The organism is Thioalkalivibrio sp. ALRh, from assembly GCF_000381425.1.
In the GTDB taxonomy this organism is placed as follows: Bacteria; Pseudomonadota; Gammaproteobacteria; order Ectothiorhodospirales; family Ectothiorhodospiraceae; genus Thioalkalivibrio.
This window is the reverse complement of the sequence record NZ_KB906519.1, coordinates 1,424,225-1,439,320: the sequence shown is the minus strand read 5'-3', so window position 1 is coordinate 1,439,320 and position 15,096 is coordinate 1,424,225. Positions and strand designations below refer to the sequence as shown.

Below are 15,096 nucleotides of genomic sequence, written 5' to 3'. Positions count from 1 at the left end.
CCCCCGCATTGACTAGCTTGTGGGGTTGGAGCCCCATGTTCCCCGATCCTGCGTTGCGCCCCGAATCAATCAAAAACGGGCCGGTAGAACCACTACCCGCTGCACGATGCTCCTGGTCTCGGAAAACATGGGGCACCAACGCGGGTGCGTACATTGACCAGTGCTTCCCTCCGCTCACGCCGGCTGGGGCAGGCGGCGCAGGAAGTTGTCGAGGAGCTCGTGCCCCTGCCGGGTCAGGATGGATTCGGGGTGGAACTGCACGCCCTCGACGTCCAGTTCACGGTGGCGCAGACCCATGATCTCGTCGCGGGTGCCATCCTCGCGCTCGGTCCAGGCGGTGACCTCCAGGCAATCGGGCAGCGAGGCCGACTCCACTACCAGGGAGTGATAGCGCGTGGCCTCCAGCGGATTCTCGAGGCCCGCAAAGACCCCCACCCCGGTGTGATGCACCGGGGAGGTCTTGCCGTGCATGATCTCGCGGGCCCGCACCACGCGCCCGCCGAACACCTGACCGATCGCCTGATGCCCGAGACAGACCCCGAGGATCGGAGTCTGCCCGGCAAAGCGGCGGATCACCTCCATGGACACACCCGCCTCGTTCGGGGTGCAGGGGCCGGGCGAGATCATGATCCCGGCAGGCGCCAGCTCGGCGACCTGGTCGGGGGTGATCTGGTCGTTGCGATGCACCTCGACCTCCGCCCCCAGCTCGCCCAGGTACTGGACCAGATTGAAGGTGAACGAGTCGTAGTTGTCGATCATCAGGATCATGCCGGGAGTCCCTCCGCCGCACCGGACCGGTACAGATCGCAGACTAGCGCGAGTGCGCCCGGCGTGTCCGACAACCGCGTTCGTGCTGCCCGTTCTGCGTCGGTCATCACGCCCTCAGCCACGGTGCTTGCGCGGCCCTAGTCCGCCCAGTGCCAGCTCGGCTGCGCGCACGACCGCGCGCCCCTTGTTCAGGGTTTCCTGCCACTCGTTCTCGGGCACCGAGTCGTGCACCACGCCGGCCCCGGCCTGGATGTGCAGCTCACCGTCATGCAGTACGGCCGTGCGGATCGCGATCGCGGTATCCATGTTGCCGGACCAGGAGAGGTAACCGACCGCACCGGAATACGGCCCGCGCTTGACCGGCTCCAGCTCGTCGATGATCTCCAGCGCGCGGATCTTCGGCGCGCCGGAGACCGTACCGGCCGGGAAGGTCGCCCGCAGCACGTCCATCGGCGAGTGCCCCGGGGCGAGCTGGCCCTCCACATTGGAGACGATATGCATCACGTGCGAGTAGCGCTCGATGGTCATGGTGTCGGTCACCTCCACCGAGCCGATCTCGCAGACCCGACCAACGTCGTTGCGCCCGAGGTCGATCAGCATCAGGTGCTCGGCGCGTTCCTTCGGATCGGCCAGCAACTCGACCTCCAGCGCGCGGTCCTCCTCCTCGGTACGCCCGCGCGGGCGGGTACCGGCGATCGGACGCACGGTCACGCGGTCATCCTCCAGCCGCACCAGGATCTCCGGCGAGGCCCCGACCACATGGTGGTCGTCCAGGTCCAGGTAGTACATGTAGGGCGACGGGTTCAGCGCCCGCAGCGCGCGGTAGAGGTTCAGCGGGGGCGCCGAGAACGGCACGCTCATGCGCTGCGCCAGCACCACCTGCATCACGTCGCCGTCCATGATGTATTCCTGCGCCCGCGCCACGGCAGCCTGGAAGCCCTCGGCCGACCAGCCCGGCACATACTCCGGCACCGCGTGCGGGTGCGGCGGGTCCTCCGGCGGTACCAGCGGCTCGCCGATCCGGCTCTCCAGCTCGTCGAGGCGTTCGGCCGCCACGGCCTGTCCGTCGGGGCGAGAGGTATCGGCATGCACCACGAGATACAGCCGCCCGGAGAGGTTGTCGTAGACCACGACCTCCTCGGAGACCATCAGCAGGATGTCCGGCAGCCCCAGCGCACCGGGCTTGTCCGGGCCCTCCAGGCGCGGCTCGATCAGGCGCACGGTCTCGAAGCCGAAGTAGCCGACCAGGCCACCGGTGAAGCGCGGCAGACCCGGCAGCTCGGCAACCTTGAAGCGCGCCTGGTAGGCCTCGACCCAGGCCAGTGGATCGGTCTCGGTGGTCTGCTCGACCAAGTCACCGTCGGTCTCCACCGTGATGTCGTGACCGTGCACCCGCACCCGGGTCCGCGCCGGCAGGCCGATAAAAGAATAGCGGCCCCAGCGTTCCCCGCCCTGCACCGACTCGAACAGGTAGGAATACGGCCGGTTGGCCAGCTTCAGGAAGATGGACAGCGGGGTCTCGAGATCCGCCAGGACCTCGCGCACCAGCGGGATGCGGTTATAGCCCTCGCGGGCCAGGGCGTCGAACTGTTCGGGGGTCATCACAAGGGTTCCTGACAAGAGAGGGGCAGACGGCGCGGCAGATCAGTCGCCGTTTCGCCATCGCCCCGCTGTCCGGTCCATTGCGATCATGTCAGGCCGCCCGGGCTGGCAGCAGTCCCGGCAGTTCGTCCAGGCGATCCAGCACGGCGTCTGGATTTTCGTCGCGGATGTCGTCGCCGTGATTGTAGCCGTAGGTCATGCAGACGATCTGGAAGCCCGCCGCGCGCGCCGCCTTCACGTCGCTCTTCGAGTCCCCGACCATCAGCGACTCGGAGGGGTCGACACCCAGCTCGTTCGCCGCGTGCAACAGCGGCGCCGGGTCGGGCTTTTTCTGCGGCAGGGCATCACCGGCGACCACGATCTCGAAGTCATCGAGGATGCCCTTCTCGCGCAGCAGCGGCACGGTGAAGCGCTCGGCCTTGTTGGTCACGCAGCCCAGGCGGTAACCGGCGGCCTTCAGCTGGTCCAGCCCCTCGCGCACCCCCGGGTACAGCGGCGAGCGCCCGGCGGTGTTCTCCTGGTAGATGCGCATGAACACCGGCAGGGCCCGCTCGAAGGTCTCCGGGTCCGGCTCGCCGTCGAGCGCATTGAGCAGCGCCCGCTTGACCAGCCTTTCCACGCCGTTGCCGACCCAGTTGCGCACGGCCGCCTCGCCGCGCTCGGGCAGGCCGAGCTCGCGCATCATGGCATCCACGCTATAGGCGAGGTCCGGCACGCTGTCGATCAGCGTGCCGTCCAGGTCGATCAGGATCATGCGGGGGCGCTTCAGGGACATCCTGGTCTCCGGGCGAATCAGGCCTTGGCCATCTCGTCGCGCATCTGCTGGATGATGCTGTTGTAGCGGTTCGCGTCGGAGTCGCTGGACGCGCCGAAGATCGCGGAGCCGGCGACGAAGGTATCCGCACCCGCAGCCTTGATCTCGCGAATGTTGTCGGCCTTCACACCACCGTCGATCTCGAGGCGGATATCACGCCCGGATTCGTCGATCATCTTGCGCGCGGCGCGCAGCTTGTCGAGGGTGGCCGGGATGAACTTCTGGCCGCCAAAGCCCGGGTTCACCGACATCAGCAGGATCATGTCGACCTTGTCCATCACGTATTCCAGGTAGGACAGCGGGGTCGCCGGGTTGAATACCAGACCCGCCTTGCAGCCCTCGGCGTGGATCAACTGCAGGGTGCGGTCGATGTGGTCGGAGGCCTCCGGGTGGAAGGTGATGTAGCTGGCGCCGGCCTGGGCGAAGTCCGGGATGATGCGGTCCACCGGCTTGACCATCAGGTGCACGTCGATCGGCGCAGTCACGCCGTGCTTGCGCAGGGCATCGCAGACCAGCGGGCCGATGGTCAGGTTCGGCACGTAGTGGTTGTCCATCACGTCGAAGTGGACGATGTCCGCGCCGGAGGCCAGGACGTTGTCGACTTCCTCGCCCAGACGGGCAAAGTCGGCGGAGAGGATGGACGGGGCAATGAAATCGGGTTGTGCCATGGGAAGCCTCGCAGAAATCTCTGGGATAGCGGGACCGACCATCGGCCACGCTCTCGGAACCGCGGAACTTTACCGGATGCCGCCATAGCAGGCAAAAGGCGGCGCATGCGACAGGCCCTCCAACGCAAACGGGCCGGGGAAACCCCAGCCCGTCGGCTTGCCACTTCGCGGTTGTCTGAATCAGTTGAATTCGGACTCGATGAAGGCGGCCACGTTGGCGATGTCGTCATCGCTCAGCGCCTGGGCATGCGGGCGCATCAGACCGGTATGGGAACCGACCTCTTCACCGGCGCGGTAGCGCTCGAGCTTGTCGGTCACGTATTCGGCGTCACGACCGGCCAGCGCGGGGAAGATCGCCTGCCCCTTGCCCTGTGCACCATGGCAGCTCAGGCAGGTGGACTGGTACTTGGACTGGCCAGCCTGGATGTCGGCCGCCTGCGCGGCGGAGGACAGCATCAGCACACTCCCTGCGATCCCGGCCAGAACGAACAGCTTGGTTTTCATTGTTGTGGTCTCCTCGTTTGCAGCTCACCAACGGGGTTGCGCCCCATCGTGAAGTGAACGTTAGCAGGGCTTCCCTGAACGGTTCATTAACATAAAAACCGGTAGGGAAATGCGGCCACAAGAAGGTTTGAACGGATCAGCGCCCGTGCACATAGCGCTCGTCCGACCAGGTCGCCAGCCACTCGGGGCGCACCATCACCAGGCCGGTCACCACCATGCCGTTGAGGACAGCCTCGGGCAGCACGAGCAGGGCCAGATAGCGCACGTAATCGCGGTAGATATCGCCCCAGGCCAGGTCGGTGAACAGCCCGTAGATCACCGCCGAGGTCAGCACCGTGGCCGCCACCGTCAGGGCCCCGCCGAGGAACGCGACCCCGTACAGGTAGATGAACATGTGGCGGGGCAGCCAGGCCTCAGTCGCCCGCAGCAGCCCCCAGGTCACAGCTACCGGAAGCACGCCCGCCAGCAGGACTGTCAGCGGAAAGGCCGCAAGCGGCAGCGCCCCCAGCAGGGCCAGTCCCGCGACCACCAGAAATACCATCAAGATCGCCAGCTGCCAGCCAAACATCAGCGTAATCGTGGCCATGCCAAGAAAGTGCAGCGCCAGGCCCTCCAGGGTCTGTGCACGCAGACCCCAGATCAGAAACAGACACAGCGTGGCGATCACAAAGAGCTGCGTGCGCCCGGGGACAAAGAAGGCCTCCCAAGGCATGCGTCGCAGCATGATCAGCAGCCCCGCCCCCAGCAGGAGGGCGGACAGCACGCGGAGCGCAACCGGGAGTTCGCCCGCCCCCTCGACCATGGTCAGTCGGGCTCGCGTTCGGCGGCCGCGACGGTGTACTCGCGGCCCTGCTTGACCTTGTCGTAGTTGCCGAACACTTCCTTGAACCCCTTCTCGATAAACCGCCGCAACCCGGTAATGGTTACGACATAGATGCGACCACCGGGGTTCATCTGCTCGTGGGCATCCAGCAGATAGGTGTAGAGCATCTCCCGGCCCACCTTGGCCGGCAGGTTCGAGGCCACGAGATCGAAACGGCGGTCACGGATCTGGGCAAAACCGTTGCTGTTTACGCACTCGACGTTGGTAATGCCGTTGAGCTCGGCGTTGCGCCGGCTGTACTCGACCGCCAGGAAATTGGTGTCCACCAGCGTCGTCATGCCCTGCGGGGCCTTGCGCGCCAGGGTCAGGCCGATCGGGCCATAGCCGCAGCCCAGGTCCAGGCAGTCATCACTCGGACGCACATCGATGCGATCCAGCAGCATGCGCGTGCCATCATCGATCCGGCGCGGCGAAAAAAGCCCCCAGGTCGTGCGAAAGCGCAGGGACTCGCCCGCCAGGGTATCGGCGAATTCGAGGTCGCGCTTGAGCTCCGCCTGACGCGCCCGGCGCGAACGGGAATCCGGGAACGCCTCGGTCACTCGGACACCCCCGCCGCCCGCGCCAGGTCCTGCCACAGCCCCTCGGCGGTGGACGCCGGGGCCATCGCATCGTCCTCGCCAGGCAGGCCCAGCACGCTCAGGTGCCCCATCTTGCGCCCCGCCCGCGCCTCGCTCTTGCCATACAGATGCAGGCGCGCACGCCCGGCCTCCAGCACGTCGGACCAGTCCGGACTTCCGTCCGCGGGCCACAGCCCCCCCAGCAGATTGACCATCGCCACCGGGGTGGTCAGGCGCGCCGGGGCGAGCCCCAGACCGCAGATCGCGCGCACCTGCTGCTCGAACTGGGAGACGGTGCAGGCGTCCAGCGTGTAATGACCGGTGTTGTGCGGGCGCGGGGCGATCTCGTTGACCAGCAGATCCCCGCCCATACTCAGGAAGAACTCGACCGCCAGCACGCCACAATAGTCGAGGCGGTCGGCGATCAACTGCGCGATTGCCACGGCTCGGCCGGACAGGGCCTCGTCGACACGCGCCGGCACCCGGCTCAGGTGCAGGATGCCGCCTCGATGCATATTTTCGGATACCGGGAAGGCCTCGCTGCGACCATCTGCGGTGCGCGCCACCACGACCGACAGTTCGCGCTCGAGCTGCACCCGCTCCTCGAGCACGCAGTCCACGCCACCGAGCTCCGCGTGCGCGGCCGCGAGATCGCCCATGTGCTCCATCGGGCGCTGCCCCTTGCCGTCGTACCCCAGGCGGGCCGTCTTCAGGATCGCCGGGAAGGATGGCGCGCCGGTGGTGTCCTCGCCACCATCGCCACCATCGCCACCGGCCGTGACCGGGCGCCAAGGCGCGACCGCCACCCCGATCTCGGCGAGAAAGCGCTTCTCCTCCAGCCGGTCCTGGGCCACGCCCAGCGCGCAAAGGCCGGGCCGCAGACAGGCATTGGCCTCCAGCCACTCCAGTGCCGGGCGCGGGATATTCTCGAATTCGCAGGTAATCACCGCGCACTGGTCGGCCAGTGCCGATAGCGTCTCCGCATCCTCGTAGGGCTGGCAAAGGTGTCGCGTGGCGACCTGTCCGGCGGGGCTGTGCGGGTCGGGATCCAGCACCCACACGGCATAACCCATCTCGCGCGCGGCCCGCACAAAGTAGCGGCCGAGCTGCCCGCCGCCGAGCAGCCCCAGTGTGGCGGGAGGCAGGATCATGATGCGGCCGGCGGCAGGATCTGGTTCAGCACCGTATCGCGCTGCGCACGCCGGAAAGCGTCCAGACGTTCGCACAGGGCGGGGTCGGAGTTGGCGAGCATCGCGGTGGCAAACAAGGCGGCATTGGCCGCACCGGCCTCGCCAATGGCGAAGGTCGCGACCGGGATCCCCTTCGGCATCTGCACGATCGACAGTAGCGAGTCCTGCCCCTTCAGATGGCGCGAAGCCACCGGTACGCCAAGTACCGGCACCGAGGTCTTGGCGGCCAGCATCCCGGGCAGGTGCGCAGCCCCCCCGGCCCCGGCAATGATCGCGGCCAGGCCTCGTTCGCGGGCCTGCTCGGCATATTCGAACAGGAGATCCGGGGTACGGTGGGCGGAGACCACACGCGCCTCGTAGGGCACGCCCAGTTCCTCCAGCACATCTACCGCGCGTTCCATCGTCGCCCAGTCGGAGGTACTGCCCATCACCACGCCCACGCGCGCAGCGGTTGTGTCGTTGTTGGCCGTCATGGACGGAACCTTAGCCGCCCCGCCTCGGGGCGACAAGCCCGCAACGGGGCCGAATCCTTACGGCGCCGGGCGGACACCGCTCGATCGACCTCTCGCGCGCTGCTCATCTCAGTTCCGCCAGCAGCTGACGGATCATGCGCTCGGCCTGGGAACCATAGCCCCCGCCAAACAGGTGGTCGTGGTTCAGGATGTGGTAGAGGTTGTAGAGCGTCTTGCGCACCGGGTAGCCGGCATCGACCGGACGGATCTCCTCGTAGGCGTTGAAGAAGTCCTGCCCGGGATGACCGAACAGCTCCATCATGGCCAGGTCCGCCTCCGGATCCCCGTAGTAAACGGCCGGATCGAACAGCACGGCCGTACCATCGGACTGGAAGCCCCAGTTGCCGCTCCACAGGTCCCCGTGCAACAGCGACGGCTCGGGGCGGTAGTCGCTGAAGAACCCGCCCAGACTCGCTTCCAGAGACTCCAGCGCCTGGATCAGCGAATGCGCGGCCCCGCGCTCGCGCGCCAGACTCCGCTGGAAGCCCAGGCGCTCGTCGCGATAGAACGACACCCAGTCATCGTGCTGGCGGTTCGACTGCGGCGTCGAGCCAATGTAATTGTCGTGATCCAGCCCGAAGCGCGCCGCCATCTTCATGTGCATGTCGGCCACCCCGTGCCCCAGCGCGACCCCGTCGCGCCGGCCACCCAGGTCCAGCTCCTCCAGCACGATGAAGCAGGCACCCCCCGCCTTGCCCGTACCGATCACCGCGGGGATCTTCACCCGCTCGCAGCGGGCCAGCTCCTCCAGTCCGCGCGCCTCGGCGGCAAACATCGCCTCGGCCATCGCGCCCCGGTTGAGCTTCACGAAAAAACTCCGGCCATCGGTCCCGGTCACGCGCTGGGCCTGGTTGATCGAGCCCCCGGAACAGGCCTGGCTTCCTGTCGGCTCGAACGCGCTTGCGGTATGGTCCGTGATGCACTGGGCCACCGCCGCCGTGATGGCGTCAGGGCCCGCAGAATCCAATTGGTTCATCCTCGGTATCCGGCTTGCTGATCAACATGCAGGTTAACGGTTGCCGCGGGATTCGTCAGGAGACTCACCCATGGCCTTTCGCAAACTCGAGCCACTGTGCGACAAGATCGGCGCCGACCGCATCCGCGCGGTCATCGACGACTTCTATCGCCGCCTGTCCAGCGACCCGGAGATCGGGCACCACTTCGAACGCATTCAGGACTTCGAGTCCCATGTCCGGCGCATCTCGGATTTCTGGTACATGAACCTGGGCGGACGTCTGGAACAGCCGCCCACGATCGACATGGTCGGCAAGCATGCGCCGATGAACCTGACCGAGGCCGATCTGGCGATCTGGATGCGGCACTTCAAGGCGACCACCGAGGAGCATCTGGAGGCGCCACTAGCGGCCGAGTGGCAGCAGCTGGCCGAGGGCATCGCCAGCCGGATGCGCGAGGACATCATTCGCTAGCGTCGCCCTACCCTCCTGCCCTGTTGAGGCTGGCCCTGGTTCGGCATCCGGTGTTTACGGTGCCTTCGGCCGGCCGCCTGCCTGCGCTGTCTCGGCAGCGCGCCCCGAGTTACTTCTTTGCTCGTGCAAAGAAGCAACCAAGAAACACGCCCGGGATTCGCCCAGGAACCTTGCTCCGGCCGCGCCAGGCCGGCGGCGCTGAAACTCGCTGCGCTGTCGCTCCGCTCAGACAGTCAGCGCCTCTCTTCCGGCCTGTCACGCCCTCCACAAGGGGCTCATATCGGGAGGGTAGGTCAAAACCAGTCGTATTCCAGCGCTTCTGGCTATCCCTTACGCCGTAGGGTGCGTTGAGCGCAGCGAAACGCACCCTGCCAACGCCGGGGCAACCCCCTGATGCGATTCGCTGCGCTCATCCGCATCCTACATGGGGGTTGGCGCCCGCTCGCGGGCGCGGCACGCCAGGGCCACAGGCCGCGCGTGCCTAGATATGGGAACACCTAGCCTTCAACCATTGCCACGAACGTCTGGATCGCCGTTGTCTTGACCTTCTCCCCCCGTATGAAGCCCCTTGCGGAAGGGTCCTCGGGACGGACGATTCAAAATAGAAACGGGGGCGCTGACTGTCTGAGCGGAGCCGAAGGCGTAGCGAGTTTCAGCGCCGCCGGCCCGAGGGCCCTGGAGCAAGGTCCCCGGGCGGAATCCGGGTGCCCTTCTTTGGGTACTTTCTTGGGCAAGCAAGAAAGTACCTCGCGGCGCGCTCGCGAGTGAGCGCATGGCAGGCGGCCGGACGAAGGCACCGTAAACACCAGAGGCCCAAACAGGGCCAGCCTCAGCGCGTGAAGCAGCCCCGGCCCGTCAGCAGGCGTTTTCGGTGTAGCCCGGCGCATCGCAGAAGGCGCGCCCGAGCGCGAGGTCCTCGCGCATGTTGCGCAGCGCCTGGAGGTGATCCTCGCGGCTCGCCGCGAGTTTGGACTCCGGCGCCACCGGGAACAGCAGCTGCGACAGCGACGGCGGGTCCTGCCCCAGACGCACCGCATAGACGATCTGGTAGGCATACACCCGGCGCACGTAATCGCGCGTCTCCGAGAACGGGATCAGCTCGGCCCAGATATCGGCGTCCATCTCGCCATCGTCCGGCAGCCAGGAGCGCACGCGATGCGCCCCGGCGTTGTAGGCCGCCGTGGACAGCAGGCTGTGCCCGCCAAAGCGGTCCAGGTTGCGCCGCAGGTAGTAGGTGCCCAGCGTCGCATTGGTCGCCGGGTCGAGGATGTCCCAATCGGAGTTGACCCGGACCCCGGCACTGGAGGCAATCGAGCGCCCGGTCGCCGGCATGATTTGCATCACCCCCAACGCACCGGCCCCGGAGCGCACGTCATGCAGAAAGGCGCTCTCCTGGCGGGCAATCGCCATCGCCCAGGCCGGGTCGATGCCCTGTTTCTCCGCGCCCGGGACGATCACGGAATCGAAGGCCAGCGGGAAGCGCAGCTCGATATCGTCCCAATTGCGGGCCCGCGCAATGGTGAAGATCGCGCGGTCGTACCAGTTCCAGTCGGCGAACTCGGCGGCCGCGGCCTCGAGCTCGGGCGGCTCCATGTTGGCCACGGTACGGGTCCACTCGCGGCGTGCCTCGGCGTAGCGGTCCAGCGCCACCAGCTCGCGCATGCGCTGCATGGAGGGGCGGTCCATGATCGATTCGCGCGCACCATTGGCCAGCTGCAGAGGCTGGTGCCCGATGCGGTAGGGCTGGCCCAGACGATCGGCGGCCAGGAACCCGTGGAAGTTGCGCTCCCGCGCCGCCCGTTCGTAGAAGAAACGTGCCTCGTCGGCATCGTCCAGTTGCTCCAGCGCCCGTGCATACCAGTACTGCCAGGCGGTCTCGTCGCGGGCATCGCGGCTCATGGAGCGGATCGCGCTTTTGACCGTCTCCCAGTCGCCATCATGGAGCGCGGCACGTACCTGCCACTGGCGCAGCTGGTCGTCGAAGACCTCCGCGTCGAGCCCCTCCATGAACTCCAGCGTCTCGGAGCGGAAACGGAGGGCAAGGCGCAGCGCGAGCGCATGCTCAATCTCGCGGGCGGTCTCGGCCGGGAAGCCCAGACGCTCGCCGCGCTCCTCCCAGCCCTTCAGTGCCGCATCCAGGTCCTGCGGAATCCAGCGCTTGAACGCCTGTTCCAGCATCGCCTCGGCAGAACGATGATCGTCCGCGCGGACGTCGACCTCGACCACCCGTGCCGGACGCGACTCGAGCTCCAGCCAGCGCTCCGCCCAGTCGCGATCGGCGCTGGCCAGGTAGCGGCGCAGGTAGCGCGCGAGCCCGGTCTGGCGCGCCTGCATCGCCAGGGCGAAACGCTCCCAGGCCAGCTCATCGGTCAGCCCGCCGGCATCGCGCCAGGCCTTGAGCGCCGGATCACAGGCACTGGGACGGGACTGGCCGTGCAGCCAGATGGAGTCCATATCCTCGATCGCCGCGGAGGTGTTGCCGGTCTCGATCAGTGCCTTGCGCCGCTGGCAGTCCTGCGTGACGGAGAGATCGCGCCCGTCGTCGGCGAAGTCGAGATACCGCGACCAGGCCTCTTCGCGGGCCAGATAGGAGAGGTAGTTGCTGCGCAACTGGCCGGCCAGCGGGGTGTCGTCGTGCTCTTCGATAAAGGCGCGCACGGCATCGGGGTCCGCACGCCCCAGGTCGCGAGCCAGCTCGCGATGATCCAGATAGGGCGTCAGCGGATAGCCCTCGAGCGTGCTGCGGGCATTGCGATAGGCCGCCATGTCGCCACGACTCAGGGCGCGTTCGGCATGCAGGAACAGGCTGCGTTCGAAGACCATCCCGGTCGGGCCCGGGTTAGCCGCCGGAGCCCCGGCGGCGAAGGCCATGACCAGACCGGTCAGACCCGTGGTGAATATCCTGGGCAGGCGCATTGGATTGCGTTCTCGCTTGGCTGATCCGTTCATATTCCGCACGACCTGTGGCGGGCGCAATGGTCTTGTGGTGATTTCGCACCGGCCGGGCCGCATTCCGCGACAATCCCGCGATGCCCCGGCGCGGCGCTTGTGACCGGTTTCACTCGCGTTCGATCACCGAAAACGCCCCGCGTTCCAGGCCATCCAGGGTCCAGGAGGCCACCCGGTAGCGCACCAGTCGCAGGGTCGGATGCCCCACCGCGGCGGTCATGCGCCGCACCTGGCGGTTGCGGCCCTCGTGCAGCGACAGCGCGAGCCAGGTCGTCGGGACGGACTTGCGAAAGCGTACGGGCGGGTCGCGCTCCGGCAGATCGGGCGGCGCCATGCGCTCGACTTTCGCCGGCTGCGTGCGTCCATCCTTCAGGTCCACCCCGGTGCGCAGGGCCTCCAGGGCGGCGTCATCGGGCTCTCCCTCCACCTGTACCCAGTAGGTCTTGCTGGTCTTGTGGCGCGGCTGGGTCAGCCGCGCATTCAGGCGCCCGTCGTCGGTCAGCACCATCAGCCCCTCGCTGTCGCGGTCCAGGCGCCCGGCCGGGTAGACCCCGGGGATGTCGATGTAATCCGCCAGCGTGGGGCGCCCTTCCGGGTCGGTGAACTGCGGCAGCACGCCCCAGGGCTTGTGGAACAAAACGATTCGGTGCATCAATCGCAGCGCACGGTTACACGCTCGGCAAAATGGCGCCCCAGGTCATAGTCCACCGTGGCTCCGTAATCGAGCATCATGGCCTTGGCGACGAGTTGGGGATCCGGGCGGGGGCGCTCCAGCTCTGCACTGCAACCCGCGGCCGCGAGCCCGTCGGCCTCGACGATGCGCGTACCGGCCGGCTCCTCGTGCAGGAGCTCGATGAAATAGGTCGGGTCGTAGACCTTGTACGCCAGGGTCTCGGAACCCACATCGACTGGCTCGTCCAGCGCCAGGCGGAAACGGAAGAACAGGAGCCCGTCTTCCATGCGCATGGACGGATCGGGCTCGGCAGCGACGTCCACCGCGCGCCCGCCGGCCTCGACATGGCTGTACCACTCGTATTCCTCGAGGTTGCCGAGGATCTCGCGGGCGAGCGCCTGCAGCTTCTCCTCTTCGGTCGCGCCCTCCTGATGCGCCAGGGCATCCTCGTAGAGGTACTGCCCGTAGGTCGGGTCGAAGCGCCAGCGATGCAGCATATGGGTGATGCGCCCCTCGCCATCGCGCTCCAGCGTGATCTCCAGATCAATCCAGGCATGCGGATGCGCCTGTACCGGCGCACTGACCAGCAGCAACCACACCAGGCCCGCGGCAAGGATGGCGTAGAGAAGAGAACGTGGCCTCATGCAATCTCCGGGGTCGTGGACCGCCAGGCACCGGCGGCCGCCAGCAGGCGACCATGATAATCGCGCGCGACCCCGAGTTCCGCGAGCCAGCGCGCGGCATCGGGTTTCGGCCCGGTGGGTTGCAGGGCGTCGAGCCCCGGCAGGTCGGGGATGCGGTCCGCCAGCCCGGTCAGGCGGCGCGACAGGCGCAGCCGGTCCGACTGCTCGGCAATGCGCGCGGCCACGACATCAGCGCGGCGGATATTGCAACGCGCCACGGCCTGCGGTTCGGCCAGCACTGTGTCCAGATCGCCCAGGCGGCGCAGGATCCGCGCCGCGGTCCTGGGGCCCACGCCCTCGATACCCGGGATGTTGTCGCTGGCATCGCCCGCCAGGGCGAGCATGTCGGCCACCTGCTCCGGACGGATACGAAAGCGCTTCTCGATCGCACGGCGATCCAGCGCGGTCCCGCGCTCCGGATCATGCATCCGGTCCTGGTCACCGAGGATGACCTGGGTCAGGTCCTTGTCCGCACTCTTGACCTCGATGCGACAGCCCGCGGCGCGGCCGACACGCGCCAGGCTGGCGATCAGGTCGTCGGCCTCGTACTCGGGATGGGCCAGGGTCCGGAAGCCGAGTTGACCAAGCAGCTCCCGGATACGCGCGAACTGTTCGCGCAGCTCCGGTGGCGCCGGCGGGCGGTGGGCCTTGTAGGTGGGGTCGAGCCGGTGGCGAAAGCCCCGGCGCAGGCTCTCGTCGAAACAAAAGGCGATCGGACCCGGGGCGCAGGCGGGCAGCCACTGGCAGAGCGAATGCACCAGCCCGTGCACGGCCCCTCCCGGCCGCCCGAGCGGATCCAGGTCCAGGCCGCGCGCGAACCAGGCACGAAAGACAAAGATGCTGGAGTCGACCAGCGTCAGGGTCGGGCACGGCAGCCCCGGGCGCGACTCAGTGCAGGCGCTCAAGGTCCTTGCGCACCCCGGCGATGGACTGGTCGAAGGCCGCGCGTTCATCCGCGTCCAGTTCCAGCTCGATTACCCGTTCCATGCCGCCCTGGCCAAGGATGCAGGGCACGCCCATGGCCACATCGCGTTCCCCGTACTCACCCTCCAGCAGGGCCACGGTCGGCAGCACGCGCCGGCGATCCACGGCGATCGCCTCGACCATCTCGGCGATGGCCGCTGCGGGCGCGCCATAGGCGCTGGAGGTCTGTTTCAGGGCAAGGATCTCGGCACCCCCGTGGCGGGTACGCTCGACGATGTTGTCGAGCGTCGCCTGGTCCATGAAGTGGTGCAGCGGCACGCCGTTGACACTGGAATAGCGCAACAGCGGCACCATCGCATCGCCATGACCACCCAGGACCAGGGCCTGGATGTCGTGGGTGGACAGCCCCGTCTCCAGGGCGATGAAGGCCTCCATGCGCGAGGTATCCAGCACCCCGGCCTGCCCGAAGATCCGGTCGCGACTCCAGCCGGTCTTCTGCCAGGCGCGGTAGGTCAGCACGTCCACCGGGTTGGACACGACCAGGATGCGGCTCTGCGGCGCATGGACGAGGATGTCCTGCAGGATCTGGTCGAGGATCTCGACGTTCTTGTCCAGGACATCGGAGCGCGACATGCCCGGCTTGCGCGGCAGCCCGGCCGTGACGATCACCAGTTCCGCGCCAGCGATCACCGAGGGTTCGTGACTACCGACCAGGCGCGTATCGAAGCGCAGCAGGGGCGCGGTCTCCTGGATGTCCAGCGCCGCACCGGCCGCCGCACCCTCGCGCACGTCCAGCAACGCGATCTCGCGGGCGACATCGCGCCGAGCCAGGAACTGGGCGGTGGATTCGCCGACGCGTCCGGCTCCGATAATGGCGATTTTCTGCATGCTTCCCTCGTATGACGGAGGTGGAGTTTGGAGAAGCGCTGATCAATCAGCGTC

The 15,096-nt window shown here is 67.4% G+C and carries 16 protein-coding genes; 1 reads left to right on the top strand and 15 read right to left on the bottom strand.

The genetic code is table 11. From position 1 onward, the window contains the following. Positions 1 to 174: 174 nt before the first annotated feature. The 10 genes from F791_RS0106885 to F791_RS0106840 all read right to left on the bottom strand — a co-directional run bounded on the left by F791_RS0106885 (position 175) and on the right by F791_RS0106840 (position 8,474). Positions 175 to 768: an aminodeoxychorismate/anthranilate synthase component II gene (locus F791_RS0106885; protein ID WP_018174921.1), complete on the bottom strand. Its 594-nt coding sequence runs from the start codon at positions 766 to 768 to the stop codon at positions 175 to 177. Positions 769 to 882: 114 nt separating this feature from the next. Then, positions 883 to 2,370, bottom strand: a complete 1,488-nt coding sequence (trpE, locus tag F791_RS0106880) for an anthranilate synthase component I (RefSeq protein ID WP_019592390.1) — start codon at positions 2,368 to 2,370, stop codon at positions 883 to 885. 91 nt (positions 2,371 to 2,461) lie between these two features. Then, entirely contained in the window at positions 2,462 to 3,145 is a 684-nt protein-coding gene (locus tag F791_RS0106875) for a phosphoglycolate phosphatase (RefSeq protein WP_018137888.1), read from the bottom strand. Between the two features lie 17 nt (positions 3,146 to 3,162). Beyond that, a complete protein-coding gene (rpe, locus tag F791_RS0106870; protein ID WP_018137887.1) occupies positions 3,163 to 3,852 on the bottom strand; it encodes a ribulose-phosphate 3-epimerase in 690 nt (229 codons plus the stop codon). 180 nt (positions 3,853 to 4,032) lie between these two features. Next, the gene (locus F791_RS0106865; RefSeq protein WP_018137886.1) at positions 4,033 to 4,356 is read right to left on the bottom strand and encodes a c-type cytochrome; all 324 of its coding nucleotides are present in this window, start codon (positions 4,354 to 4,356) and stop codon (positions 4,033 to 4,035) included. Positions 4,357 to 4,492: 136 nt separating this feature from the next. After that, entirely contained in the window at positions 4,493 to 5,158 is a 666-nt protein-coding gene (locus F791_RS0106860) for an energy-coupling factor ABC transporter permease (RefSeq protein WP_018137885.1), read from the bottom strand. A gap of 2 nt (positions 5,159 to 5,160) precedes the next feature. Then, positions 5,161 to 5,778, bottom strand: a complete 618-nt coding sequence (locus F791_RS0106855; RefSeq protein WP_018137884.1) for a class I SAM-dependent methyltransferase — start codon at positions 5,776 to 5,778, stop codon at positions 5,161 to 5,163. Then, positions 5,775 to 6,947, bottom strand: a complete 1,173-nt coding sequence (locus F791_RS0106850; RefSeq protein ID WP_019592389.1) for a 5-(carboxyamino)imidazole ribonucleotide synthase — start codon at positions 6,945 to 6,947, stop codon at positions 5,775 to 5,777. Before F791_RS0106850 ends, F791_RS0106855 begins: the two co-directional genes overlap by 4 nt. Next, the gene (gene purE, locus F791_RS0106845; RefSeq protein WP_018137882.1) at positions 6,944 to 7,459 is read right to left on the bottom strand and encodes a 5-(carboxyamino)imidazole ribonucleotide mutase; all 516 of its coding nucleotides are present in this window, start codon (positions 7,457 to 7,459) and stop codon (positions 6,944 to 6,946) included. Before purE ends, F791_RS0106850 begins: the two co-directional genes overlap by 4 nt. A gap of 103 nt (positions 7,460 to 7,562) precedes the next feature. Then, entirely contained in the window at positions 7,563 to 8,474 is a 912-nt protein-coding gene (locus tag F791_RS0106840; RefSeq protein WP_018137881.1) for a fructosamine kinase family protein, read from the bottom strand. Positions 8,475 to 8,544: 70 nt separating this feature from the next. Between F791_RS0106840 and F791_RS0106835 the strand changes: the two genes are divergently transcribed. After that, positions 8,545 to 8,925 (top strand): group III truncated hemoglobin, encoded by a 381-nt coding sequence (locus F791_RS0106835; protein WP_018137880.1) that lies wholly within the window; start codon positions 8,545 to 8,547, stop codon positions 8,923 to 8,925. A gap of 855 nt (positions 8,926 to 9,780) precedes the next feature. Here F791_RS0106835 and F791_RS0106830 read toward each other — a convergent pair. From F791_RS0106830 to mdh, 5 genes are all read right to left on the bottom strand, one after another. Continuing rightward, positions 9,781 to 11,841: a transglycosylase SLT domain-containing protein gene (locus F791_RS0106830; RefSeq protein WP_019592388.1), complete on the bottom strand. Its 2,061-nt coding sequence runs from the start codon at positions 11,839 to 11,841 to the stop codon at positions 9,781 to 9,783. Between the two features lie 142 nt (positions 11,842 to 11,983). Then, positions 11,984 to 12,526, bottom strand: a complete 543-nt coding sequence (locus F791_RS0106825) for a pseudouridine synthase (protein ID WP_038049992.1) — start codon at positions 12,524 to 12,526, stop codon at positions 11,984 to 11,986. Next, positions 12,526 to 13,191, bottom strand: a complete 666-nt coding sequence (locus tag F791_RS0106820) for a DUF1007 family protein (RefSeq protein ID WP_018138112.1) — start codon at positions 13,189 to 13,191, stop codon at positions 12,526 to 12,528. The genes F791_RS0106825 and F791_RS0106820 overlap by 1 nt, the downstream gene beginning before the upstream one ends. Continuing rightward, a complete protein-coding gene (locus F791_RS0106815) occupies positions 13,188 to 14,135 on the bottom strand; it encodes a 5'-3' exonuclease H3TH domain-containing protein (RefSeq protein ID WP_018138113.1) in 948 nt (315 codons plus the stop codon). Before F791_RS0106815 ends, F791_RS0106820 begins: the two co-directional genes overlap by 4 nt. Beyond that, positions 14,119 to 15,042, bottom strand: coding sequence for a malate dehydrogenase (gene mdh, locus F791_RS0106810; RefSeq protein ID WP_018138114.1), 924 nt, complete (start codon positions 15,040 to 15,042; stop codon positions 14,119 to 14,121). The genes F791_RS0106815 and mdh overlap by 17 nt, the downstream gene beginning before the upstream one ends. Positions 15,043 to 15,096 lie beyond the last annotated feature (54 nt).